10 protein-coding genes and 2 pseudogenes are annotated in these 11,793 nt (G+C 46.2%); 5 read left to right on the top strand and 7 right to left on the bottom strand.

The genetic code is table 11. The annotated features are described in order from the left end of the window. The first annotated feature begins 204 nt into the window (after positions 1 to 204). Entirely contained in the window at positions 205 to 1,074 is an 870-nt protein-coding gene (locus ACP7BU_RS00185; RefSeq protein WP_004280275.1) for an SDR family oxidoreductase, read from the top strand. Between the two features lie 173 nt (positions 1,075 to 1,247). After that, the gene (locus ACP7BU_RS00180; protein WP_004280276.1) at positions 1,248 to 1,418 is read left to right on the top strand and encodes a hypothetical protein; all 171 of its coding nucleotides are present in this window, start codon (positions 1,248 to 1,250) and stop codon (positions 1,416 to 1,418) included. 82 nt (positions 1,419 to 1,500) lie between these two features. Here ACP7BU_RS00180 and ACP7BU_RS00175 read toward each other — a convergent pair whose 3' ends face one another. From ACP7BU_RS00175 to ACP7BU_RS00150, 6 genes are all read right to left on the bottom strand, one after another. Next, positions 1,501 to 2,562, bottom strand: coding sequence for an enoyl-CoA hydratase/isomerase family protein (locus ACP7BU_RS00175; protein WP_425878390.1), 1,062 nt, complete (start codon positions 2,560 to 2,562; stop codon positions 1,501 to 1,503). A 25-nt stretch (positions 2,563 to 2,587) separates the two neighbouring features. After that, positions 2,588 to 3,361 (bottom strand): enoyl-CoA hydratase, encoded by a 774-nt coding sequence (locus ACP7BU_RS00170; RefSeq protein WP_174894412.1) that lies wholly within the window; start codon positions 3,359 to 3,361, stop codon positions 2,588 to 2,590. 19 nt (positions 3,362 to 3,380) lie between these two features. Then, positions 3,381 to 4,508, bottom strand: coding sequence for an acyl-CoA dehydrogenase family protein (locus tag ACP7BU_RS00165; protein ID WP_086044840.1), 1,128 nt, complete (start codon positions 4,506 to 4,508; stop codon positions 3,381 to 3,383). A gap of 58 nt (positions 4,509 to 4,566) precedes the next feature. Continuing rightward, positions 4,567 to 6,216 carry an AMP-binding protein gene (locus tag ACP7BU_RS00160; protein ID WP_425878393.1) on the bottom strand — a complete coding sequence of 550 codons (1,650 nt, stop codon included), beginning with the start codon at positions 6,214 to 6,216 and terminating at the stop codon, positions 4,567 to 4,569. Positions 6,217 to 6,301: 85 nt separating this feature from the next. After that, complete coding sequence (gene mmsB, locus ACP7BU_RS00155) at positions 6,302 to 7,192, bottom strand: 3-hydroxyisobutyrate dehydrogenase (RefSeq protein WP_425878395.1); 891 nt, start codon at positions 7,190 to 7,192, stop codon at positions 6,302 to 6,304. Between the two features lie 11 nt (positions 7,193 to 7,203). Further along, entirely contained in the window at positions 7,204 to 8,733 is a 1,530-nt protein-coding gene (locus tag ACP7BU_RS00150; protein WP_253174699.1) for a CoA-acylating methylmalonate-semialdehyde dehydrogenase, read from the bottom strand. Between the two features lie 177 nt (positions 8,734 to 8,910). Here ACP7BU_RS00150 and ACP7BU_RS00145 point away from each other — a divergent pair, with 177 nt between their 5' ends. Both ACP7BU_RS00145 and ACP7BU_RS00140 read left to right on the top strand, forming a co-directional pair. Further along, on the top strand, positions 8,911 to 9,795 hold the full coding sequence (locus ACP7BU_RS00145) for a LysR family transcriptional regulator (RefSeq protein ID WP_086044837.1): 885 nt from the start codon (positions 8,911 to 8,913) through the stop codon (positions 9,793 to 9,795). Positions 9,796 to 9,966: 171 nt separating this feature from the next. Beyond that, positions 9,967 to 10,644 carry a type 1 glutamine amidotransferase domain-containing protein gene (locus tag ACP7BU_RS00140; RefSeq protein WP_086044836.1) on the top strand — a complete coding sequence of 226 codons (678 nt, stop codon included), beginning with the start codon at positions 9,967 to 9,969 and terminating at the stop codon, positions 10,642 to 10,644. Between the two features lie 110 nt (positions 10,645 to 10,754). Here the strand turns inward: ACP7BU_RS00140 and ACP7BU_RS00135 are convergent. Further along, positions 10,755 to 11,606 (bottom strand): annotated as a pseudogene (locus tag ACP7BU_RS00135) (AMP-binding protein); the annotation flags it as partial. A gap of 2 nt (positions 11,607 to 11,608) precedes the next feature. Here ACP7BU_RS00135 and ACP7BU_RS00130 point away from each other — a divergent pair. After that, positions 11,609 to 11,770: pseudogene (locus ACP7BU_RS00130) on the top strand (MarR family transcriptional regulator); the annotation flags it as partial. Between the last annotated feature and the right edge of the window lie 23 nt (positions 11,771 to 11,793).

The raw sequence follows: 11,793 nt of genomic DNA, 5'->3' as shown, positions 1-11,793 counted from the left end.
AGACCACCTCGGCTATTTAAGTGTAGTCCAAAGTTGTTTCATCAGCTTTTTCTGTTCTGGTTGCTCAACCTGATCCGTTTCAACGAATAATTGATAAATCTCGAATACATTCTGTTATGAAATGTTGAGTCCAGCCTCATTTTGCCTAAAAGCTTCTAATATATTTTTTCTTATATGGCCACAATCATTGGAATTGGAAAAGATATGAATCATTATCCTGAAACCCCAGCTTCAACTGAAACACAAGACCATCAACCGGGTGTGCAAACCAAAATGGACCCTGCACCGGAAATTATTAAACCGCATTATAAAGGCAGTGAAAAATTAAAAGGCAAAGTTGCCTTGATTACTGGTGGTGATAGCGGAATTGGCCGTTCTGTATCGGTCTTATTTGCTCGCGAAGGTGCCGATATTGCCATTTGCTATTTGGATGAAGATCAGGATGCACGGGACACCAAAAAAATGGTGGAAGATGAAGGCCGCCGTTGTCTGCTGATTCAATGTGATTTACAAGATCAAGATGAAATCAAGAAAATGGTGGAAAAGACCCTTCAGGAATTTAAAACGATTAATATTCTGGTCAATAATGCCGGGGTTCAATACCCGCAAGAAAGTATTACCGATATCTCGCCCGAGCAATTACTTAAAACATTTAATGTGAATATTCTATCGATGTTCCACCTGACTCAGGCGGTGATTCCGCATATGCAAGAAGGTGATAGCATTATCAATACGACGAGTATTACCAGTTATCATGGTCATGACCAGCTGATTGACTATGCGAGTACGAAAGGTGCCATCACCACATTTACCCGAAGCCTTTCCACCAATTTATTGAAAAATAAAACCGGCATTCGTGTCAATGGGGTCGCGCCAGGTCCCATCTGGACACCATTGATTCCGAGCAGCTTTGATGAAGAACAGCTTAAAGATTTTGGTAAAAGCACCCCAATGGGTCGTATGGGCCAGCCGAGTGAAGTAGCACCGGCGTATTTATTCCTGGCCAGTGAAGAAGCCAGTTATATTTCAGGTCAGGTGATTCATGTGAATGGCGGCAGTATTATTAACGGCTAATCTGGCACAGAAGATAGCGGTTCTAGCTGACCGTTATCTTCATCTATTTAATCTTTAGATTTTCATATTTTTTAAAAATTTTGTTTTTATAAAATGATTCCAACAAATACTTACCCTCGTAAAAATAAGCTCTTGTTATAGTAATTTCAGCCAAACCTGATGAGGATATTAAGATGCCTAGAGGTGACAAATCAGCCTATACCGATAAACAGAAACGGCAGGCTGAACATATTGAAGAAAGCGAAAAAGAACGTGGTCATTCTGAGGAAGAAGCCGAACGTATTGCCTGGTCGACGGTCAATAAACAAGACGGCGGTGGCAAGAAAAAGAAAACGTCCCACTAAGCAGAATTCATACTGATGACGCTATAGGACACCTATAAAGACCCTTTATAATTTACTTATAGAGGGTCTTTTACCATCAAGTTTAAGTGATATTTTCGATACGCTGCTGAGTCCAAACTGGCCAGATCTTTTGCAAGGTCTTTTCAAATTTTGCATTCTCAGTTCGCCATTTTGGATTTTTGTCCTTATCAATAATCAGCGCACGAACGCCTTCAATAAAGTCGCCCTGCTCTAACCAGACATCCTGCAAGTCCCGTTCTAACTGCATGCATTTTTCTAGCGACAAATTCTGTCCGGCTTGCTGTAACTTCAGGCTGGTTTGCTTGGCCATAACCGGACGTTGTTGCAAAATTGCCAGCATTTTACTAGCCCATTCCTGATCGGTTGAATTACTTGTATGAGCAAGACTCTGTTCAATCTCCTTGAGGTTTGGATAGCCAAAATGCTGATTAATCAGATCTGCACGTTTTTGCAGCTCGCTTTCTACCGGATGCGTAATATAGCCACTAATGATTTTCTGGATTTCAATCGAATTTAACACAGGCGCAGTAATCAACGCTGCTTCCAATTCAGCAAAACGCTCACTCGGCACATGATAATCCACCAGATCGAGATACAAGGCATCACTGCTACTGATCTGCTCCCCGGTCAAAGCCATATAGACACCGACTTCATCCAGTCGGGACAGGAAATGGGTGGCTCCAACATCTGGGAAAAAACCAATTGCGGTTTCGGGCATGGCAAAACGTGATTTTTCACTCGTAACTTTGATATGACAGGCTTGAGCGAGGCCAAAGCCTCCGCCCAGTACATAGCCATCCATCATCACGATCACGGCCTTTGGAAAATTACGCAAGGTGCTCAGCATCTTATATTCAGTGGCAAAAAAATCCTGATATTGGGTATTGCCGGCCTGATAGCTGTCATACAGATAGCGGATGTCGCCTCCAGCACAGAACGCCTTGGGACTGTTGGAATTGATCAGGATGGCTTGCACTTCTGGATCATGGCACCACTGATCGAGTTGCGCCTGAATGCCCTGAATCATCGCCAGGGTTAAGGCATTTAAATGGCTGGTGCGGTCCAGGCTGATAATGCCCAGCCCCCCTGCGACCCGAATCGCTAAATTATTTTCATCACTCATTCTTTTTGTTCCTATTATGAATTTCTTATTGATGGGTAAATTTGGCTGGGCGTTTTTCCACAAAGGCCTGCATGCCTTCCTTTTGATCGGAACCTGCAAAAATGGAATGGAATACCCGGCGTTCAAAGCGCAGGCCTTCAGCCAGGCTCACTTCAAAGGCCCGATTAATTGATTCTTTAATCATCATCACGGCAGTAAGCGATTTTTCAGCAATTTTTTCGGCAGCTTGCAGGGTTTGCTCCAGCAATTCTTCCTTGGCAAAAACCCGAGCGACCAAACCACTTTGTTCCGCTTCCTGCGCCCCCATCTGCCGTGCAGTCAGGCACATTTCCATGGCTTTGGCCTTACCAATCGCCAAGGTTAAACGCTGGGTCCCGCCAATGCCGGGCAACACGCCTAAGGTAACTTCAGGCAAACCAAATTTTGCATTATCAGCGCAGTAAATAAAGTCGCACATCAATGCCAGCTCGCAACCACCACCCAAGGCATAGCCGCTCACTGCGGCAATTAAAGGTTTACGACGCTGCGCAATTCGATCGGCCAGACTGAAAAAATCATCCAGATAAATTTGCGGAAAATTCAGATCTGCCATTTCTTTAATATCGGCACCAGCGGCAAAGGCTTTTTCCGAACCCGCAATCACAATACAGCCAATTGCCGGATCTTTTTCCAGCTGATCCAGTGCCTGATTCACTTCAACAATCAGCTGGTTATTCAGTGCATTTAAAGCTTGCGGACGATTTAAAGTAATCAGCCCGACACCATTACGTTGTTCTAATAAAATTGTTTGCCACTGCATGAAATAAGTCCTTTTAAAATTAGAGGCTGCGTGCAATCACCAGGCGCTGAATATCGCTGGTGCCTTCATAAATCTGACAAATCCGCGCATCACGATAAATGCGTTCGATTGGAAAATCTTTCAGATAACCGTAGCCGCCAAAAATCTGTAGCGCTTTGGAGCAGACACGTTCCGCCATTTCCGAAGCAAATAGCTTGGCCATGGAGGCTTCAGTTAAACAGGTTTCACCGGCTTCTTTCTTGCGTGCTGCAAAATGGACCAGTTGCCGTGCTGCTTCAATTTCAGTCGCCATACTGGCCAACCTGAAAGAAATCGCTTGCTGTTCAAAAATCGGTTTGCCAAAGGCCACGCGGTCATGCGCATAGGCCGTTGCTTCTTCCAAGGCGGCACGCGCCAAACCAACCGCCTGTGCCGCAATACCGATTCGCCCGCCTTCCAGATTGGCCAAGGCAATTTTTAAACCTTCGCCTTCTGCACCGAGTCTTAAACTTTCATGAATGCGGACATCGGTTAAGGCAATCTGACAGGTATCCGAAGCATGCAGGCCGAGTTTTTCTTCGACCCGAATCACTTCATAACCGGGCGTGTCGCGCGGCACTAAAAATGCACTCATACCTTTTTTCCCCGCAGCTGGATCAGTCACGGCAAACACAATAATCATTCCGGCATTGTGGCCTGAGGTAATGAACTGTTTCGCGCCATTCAGAATGTAATGATCGCCGTCCTTGACCGCCCGGGTTTTAATCGCGGCAGCATCCGATCCGGTATGCGGTTCGGTTAAGGCAAAGGCACCAATCATTTCACCTTGAGCCAAAGGCTTTAGAAAATCCTGCTTTTGCTGTTCCGTCCCGAACTTGAAAATCGGCACACACCCTACAGAGTTATGTACGCTCATAATCGCAGATGTTGCACCATCGGCCGCAGCGACTTCTTCTAAGGCCAGAACATAAGCCAGCGTACCTGTGCCCGAGCCGCCCCATTCTTCCGGAATCAGCATGCCTAAAAAACCCAGCTCTCCCATTTGGGCTAAGGCCTGTTTAGGAAAGATGCCTTTTTGATCCCACTCGCCGGCAAAGGGTTTAATCTGTTCCTGGGCGAAGCTTTTTGCCATGTCCTGAATCAGTTGTTGTTCTTCCGTTAATTGCATGGATTCTTCCTTCAATCTCTTTATTTAATCTTCTTATTCAATCTGTTGGCTTTAGCTGTTATGCGGTCTTGGCTTGCTGCTTGTTGATTTCCTGATTGCGCAGTAAAAAGCGTTGAATTTTACCGCTTGGGGTTTTCGGCAATTCAGTCACAAATTCAATCAGGCGTGGATAGGCATGCGCAGATAACCGCTTTTTCACAAATTGACCCAGCTCTTCTTCCAGATGGGCCGAAGCTGCAAAATTATTCGCCAGAATCACAAAGGCTTTAATCACTTCGGTACGCTCAGGATCAGGCACGCCAATGACTGCTGCTTCAATCACGGCATCATGTTCCAGCAAGGCACTTTCCACATCAAACGGGCCGACCCGATAACCTGACGTTGTAATGACATCATCACTACGCCCAACAAAGCTCATACTGCCATCTGCATGAATTTCTGCGGTATCCCCAGTTAAGTAATACTGTCCGACAAATGGAGATTTACGGCTTTCTTCATAGCCAGAGAACCACATCATTGGGGACTGGCTGATATCCACTGCCAGGATGCCCGGGACGTCAGCTGCTAATTCATGCCCCAGTTCATCGACAACGGCAATCCGGTAACCCGGGCTGGCAAAGCCTGCCGAACCTGAACGGACCGGATGTTCCAAGGCATGATGATTACACACCACCATCCCGACTTCGGTCTGGCCATAATGGTCATAAATCGGCACATCCAGTACCTCTTTAAACCAGCGGATCACTTCCGGATTTAACGGTTCTCCCGCACTGCTGACAACACGTAACTTACCGCGTAGTTTTGCCATTTGAGCAGGATCGGCCGCCATCATCATGCGATAAGCAGTCGGTGCACCGGCCAGATTGGTAATGCCATATTCCTTAACAATTTCGCAGACACTTTCTGCATTAAAACCGCCTTCATAAAATAAGGTCGAGTGTCCAAGCATTAAAGGACCAGTAATCGCGTAATACAAACCGTAGGCCCAGCCGGGATCAGCAATATTCCAGAAAGCATCTTCAGGAGTTAGACCAATGGCATTTTGCATATAGCTTGCAAAAGCAATCAGCGCTTTTAAAGGGACTTTAAGCGGTTTCGCTGGTCCAGTAGTACCGGAGGTAAACATCAATAAAAATGGATCATCGACATTCAGGATTTCCAGCTCACAAGCTTCAGCCTGACGGTTTAATACCGTCCAGAAGCTGAGGTCGTGCGGATAGCGCTCTGCCTCAGTTTCGGCATGTACCGTCACAATCGGTGGACAGTTGCTGATCTCGGATAATTTGTCCCGATTCGCCAGATCAGTCACCACCAGCTTGCTTTGCGCCAGCTGAATACGATGCTCGATGGCTTTGGGACCAAAGGCCGTAAATAAGGGTTGATAGACAGCACCAATCCGCCAGGTTGCCAAAATAGTAATGATCAACTCGGGAGTACGTGGTAATAATCCGGAAACGCGGTCGCCTTTACCAATGCCTTGAGACTTTAAAAAGTTGGCAAACTGGCTGGAATATTTTTTGAGTTCGGCAAAGCTATACTGTTCTTTACGGCCATCTTTACCATGCCAGTACAAGGCAATGGCATCGGAATTGGCATGACGGTCACAGCATTCATAACAGGCATTTACTGCCTGCATTGAACCGGAGAGATACTGGCTTGCAACCGTGTTTAAATCAAAGTCTTGAATCGTTGTTTGATAATCTAACATGTTAAACCTCAGCCTGAATTTATCGTTATTACTGACAAGGTGTAATTATTGAAGCGAATCCTTGCTCCATCTAATCTTTTAAGTTTTAAGCAGGTGGCGTGGTGTATTGATGCATGATGCTGGAGAAGTCCAGATGGGCATCACCTTCCTGACACAGTTGTTGATAGAGTTTCTGTACCATGCTGCCGAGTACCACCGGCTGATCCACCTGTTGCGCGGCATCGACAGCCAGCCCCAAATCTTTGAGCATCAGTTGTGCGGCAAAACCGTCGGTATAACCCCGCGATGACGGCGCATTGACACAAATATCGGGCCACGGATTATAAATTTCAGAACTCCAGCAACGTCCGGTGGAACTGTTAATCACGCCAGCCAAGGCCTGTGCATCAATGCCCAGTTTGGCACCGAGTGCCATCCCTTCTGCAACCGCAGTCATGGAAATCCCCAGAATCAGGTTATTACAGATTTTTGCCACCTGTCCTGTTCCCACCGCACCACAATGCACCAGATTTTTACCCATACAGCCGAGAACAGGTTTAACGGCCTCAAAGGTGGCATCATCTGCGCCGACCATAAAGGTTAAAGTGCCATCTTTGGCACCTAAAGTACCGCCGGATACCGGTGCATCACAGACGCGAATCTGCTTGGCCTGAGCTGCTGCAGCAACCTCCTGAATGGTTTGCGGGTCAATGGTACTGCTGTCGATACATAAGCTGCCCGCTTGAAGCACCTCCAGAATACCGTGTTCACCCAAATAGACTTCACGCACATGCTTGGCTGCAGGCAACATGCTGACCACGATCTCCGCCTGCTTCGCGGCAGCTTGTGGACTGTCGCAGACCACACCGCCAGCTTCTGCAAAATGCTGTAAAGCCACTGCACTTAAGTCATAACCAAAAACCTGATGACCGGACTTGAGCAAGTTTTGCGCCATGGAGCCGCCCATGTTGCCTAAACCGATAAATGCAATCTTCATGCTGATGCTCCTTAACGCAGACTGATTGTGGTATTGACACCAGTGGTTTCCTGGTCATCTTCAAACCAGCGGCTGGTAATGGTTTTGGTCTGGGTATAGAACTGCACCGCCTGTTTGCCATAAGGACCGAGATCACCCAGTTTTGAACCGCGTGAACCGGTAAAACTGAAGAAAGGCACAGGTACGGGAATTGGAATGTTAATGCCCACCTGACCGATATCAATCTGGTTCTGGAAGGTACGTGCCGTATTGCCATTTTGGGTAAACAGTCCAACGCCATTACCAAACGGATTGGCATTAATCAGTGCAATCGCCTGTTCCAAAGTATCGACATGCATGATCGCCAGTACCGGACCAAATACTTCTTCTTTATAAATGCGCATATCGGTCGTGACCTGATTAAAAATCGTTGGTCCGACAAAATTACCCTGTTCATAGCCTGGAACCTGCACATCACGGCCATCGAGTAGCAGTTCGGCACCCTGTTCAACACCACTGTTAATTAAATCGATGACACGCGATTTGGCACGGGTTGAAATCACTGGTCCAACATCGGTATTCGGTTCATGCCCGGCATTTACCTTTAAGGTTTTGGTTTTATTGACCAGTTCATCGACCCAGTGCTTGGTCTCACCGACCATTACCGCCACGGAAAGTGCCATACAACGTTGACCTGCTGCGCCAAAAGCTGCACCGACCAAGGCATTTAAGGTCTGTTCTTTATTCGCATCTGGCATCACCACCACATGGTTTTTGGCGCCCATCATCGACTGCACACGCTTGCCGTGTTGGCCTGCAAGGTTATAGACATGCGTGCCGACTGCAGTCGAACCGACAAAAGAAATCGCCTTGATATCGCGATGGGTACACAGTAGATCGACCACTTCTTTGCCGCCATGTACCACATTCAGTACGCCTGCCGGCACACCTGCCTGAATCGCTAACTCAACCAGCATCATGGTCGATAGTGGATCCTGTTCAGAAGGCTTTAAGACAAAAGTATTGCCGCAGACAATCGCCATCGGGAACATCCACAGTGGAATCATCGCCGGAAAGTTAAACGGGGTAATTCCTGCACAGACACCCAAGGGTTGCTGCAAAGTATAGGTATCGACACCGCGTGCCACACCTTCAATATACTCGCCCATTTGTAGGGAACCGATCGAACAGGCATGCTCCACCACTTCTAAACCACGCTGGATATCACCTTCGGCATCGGCCAGGGTTTTGCCCTGTTCCGCCGTTAAGACTCGGGCGATACTTTTTAGGTTTGTACGAATCAGATCCTGCAGTTTCAGCATGATTCGCATACGTGCCTGGATCGGGGTCTGGCGCCAGCTGGCAAATGCATTTTGTGCAGCAGCAATGGCGGCATTAACTTCTTCTGCGGTAGCAAAAGGCACTTGGCCCAAGATTTCCTGAGTGGCAGGATTAACAATATCTTGCCAATGGCTGGTTCTTGATTCGACAAATTCACCATTAATGAGGAGTTTTGCGGTGGTGAATCCGGTACTTTGCTGTGGATGAGAAATAGCGTTCATGGTCGCTCCGTGCTGGTTTGTTATTGTCGTTGTATCTGCCTTTACTGGCTTTTATTTAACGTATAATTTTTACGCTGTTTCAGCAGACTAACAAAGAACACTTTGACCACCAATAGAAATTGGTGCACGATGGTTGTGCAAATATGCACAGGAATTTAACAGGATGTTAAATAAAAAATGAAAGTAGATTGGGATCATTTACGCTTTTTTTTAGTTTTGGCGCGTGCTAAAACACTCACCAACGCAGCACGCTTAATCGGGGTTGAACATAGCACCGTAGCGCGGCGGATTCAGGCCCTGGAAAGTACTTTAGGTACGCAACTGTTTAAGCGCGAAGCCACCGGTTATGAACTAACCTCGGAAGGTCTGGCACTGGTGCCGCGTGTGGAACAGATGGAACAGTCCTTTATCCAGATTGACAAGCGCCATGATCCCTTGCAAGGTCGGGTCCGGATTGGTGCGCCAGAAGGTTTTGGCACGGCATTTTTAGCTCGTCTTTTGGCAGAATTTTCCCAGCATTATCCTTTGCTGACCATTGACCTGATTCCGGTACCGAAAGCGATCAAACTTTCACATCGAGAAGCCGATATTGTGATCGCGATTGACCGGCCCAAATCTGGTCCGTATATCATTACTCGTTTGTCTAATTACTGTTTAAAGCTATATGGCAGCCAGCATTATTTACAGCAAAATCCGGAAATTAAAAAACTGGAAGACCTCCAGCAGCACCGTTTTGTCGATTATATTGATGATCTGGTCTATAGCACTGCACTATATTCGCTAGAGCGTCTTCCCTTGCAGGTCAGTGCCTGTTTTCGCAGTAACAGCATTCTGGCGCAGGAAATTGCCGTGCGTGCAGGTGCTGGACTGGCCATTTTGCCGAAATTTCTGGTCAATGATAAAAGTGAACTGAAAGAGGTGCTGGGTCAGCAGCTCAGTTTTACCCACACTTTCTGGATGCTGACGCTGGTCGATCTGCAACATGAACCAAAAATTAAACTGGTCTGGGATTTCTTGCGTAAACAAGCCGATCTTCAGCAAGACCTGTTAATGGGCAGATGAATATTGAACACACTGTTCACTTTGCAAGGCTACGTACTTTAGTTAAATCAACTGAAACAACAACGTATCGATACAGCAAATGAACGTATCACAACATTCCTGACGCTCATGACTTGTTAAATTAACAGTCGATCATTCGCGATGTTTTTTAATGAGCTACAGGAAAATAATATGAAAATCTTGATGGTACTGACTTCACATGACCAGCTGGGCGATACTGGCAAAAAAACTGGCTTCTGGTTGGAAGAGCTAGCTGCGCCTTATTACACCTTTGTCGATGCAGGCGCAGAGGTAGTTTTGGCTTCTCCTGCAGGTGGTCAGCCACCATTAGATCCAAAAAGTAATGAGCCGGATGCGCAAACCGAAACCACCAAACGCTTTGAAGCAGATGAGGTGGCCATGCAGGCTCTTGCCAATACACATAAGTTGAGTGAAGTCTTAAATCAGGATTTTGATGCCGTGTTCTATCCGGGTGGTCACGGTCCATTATGGGATCTAGCCAAAGACCAGAATTCTATTTCTTTAATTGAGCAGACTTTACAGGCAGATAAACCTGTTGCGCTGGTCTGTCATGCACCGGGTGTACTTCGTGAAGTCAAAGATGCCGAAGGTCATTCGATTGTAGAAGGCAAGACAGTCACCGGTTTTACTAATACCGAAGAAGACGGCGTAGGCCTAACCGATGTTGTCCCATTTCTAGTGGAAGACATGCTGAAAGAAAAAGGTGGGAAATATTCCAAAACTGAGGACTGGCAGGTATACGTGCAACAAGATGGTCTGCTCATTACTGGACAAAACCCCGCCTCTTCTGCTGCAACGGCTGAAGCTTTATTAAAATTATTAAAGTAGAAGTTAATCTAAAATTCGTATTAACCTTTTAGATCGCTTCTTTTTGAATAAGAAAAACCCTGAATGATGCAAGATTATTCAGGGTTTAATTTATCTATTTATTCCCAGATTTAGTTCGCTTCAACTGCCGTTGAGGCAATATGCTGAGCCAGTAATTCTCTGAGTTTAAACTTCTGGATTTTTCCCGATGGGGTCATCGGAATATCCTCCCAGATTTCCAGGCGTTCCGGAAGATACTGCATAGCCAGATTATGAGTTTTCAGGAAATCTAACAGCTCATTAAAACTTAACGGCTTTGTCTGATCTTTCAGCTTGATGATTGCACAGGAACGCTCGCCCATTCGCTCATCTGCATAAGCCACTAAAGCTACTGTGGCGATATTCGGATGCTTATAAAGTAGTGATTCAATTTCCGCGACCGGAATATTTTCTCCACCACGAATAATCACATCCTTCTTACGTCCGCAAATCCGAATATAGCCATGCTCGTCCTGATAGGCAATATCGCCAGTATCAAACCAGCCTTCGGCATCCGTATCATTCAAATGTGGACGTTTTAAATAACCGCCAAAATTTGAACAGGTGCGGATCATCAAACGCCCGGATTCATTCACGGCTTTGGTCTGACCTTTTTTATTCACGATCTTGATTTCAACACCAGGTAAAGCGATGCCATCCGTATTGAAAGAGTGTTCATCCTCATCTTCAGGTCGGGTCAGCGTCACTGCACCACATTCGGTCATACCCCAAGCGGATATGACTTTAACGCCCAGAATTTCCCGGGCTTTTTGTACCAATGGCCCCGGAATGGGTGCACCAGCACACAGGAAAATTTTTAGTGAATCAACCTTGTCATGCTGTTCCGCCACGGTATTGGACAGGTCATTCAGGAATGGGGTCGAGGCCATGGTGAAATTCACCTGATGCTGATGAATTAGATCCACTGCTTTGGCTACATCCCAGCTTGGAAACATGGGACAACTTGCAAGCTGATTTCTTTGATTTTTATGGTCAGGCCTTAAATAAGCTGGCTTTTGATGATGTGGTTACCCTAATTCATCTGCTCAATAAAGTAAATGATGGTTTAAAAAGTATTCATCTGCATAAAGAAACGGATCAGGAATAAACAAATAGAAATATAGCTTTAAT

Origin of the sequence: Acinetobacter sp. 40AMC3-4, assembly GCF_049898185.1 — a bacterium.
Classification (GTDB): Bacteria; Pseudomonadota; Gammaproteobacteria; order Pseudomonadales; family Moraxellaceae; genus Acinetobacter.
This window is presented reverse-complemented; position numbering and strand designations above follow the sequence as displayed.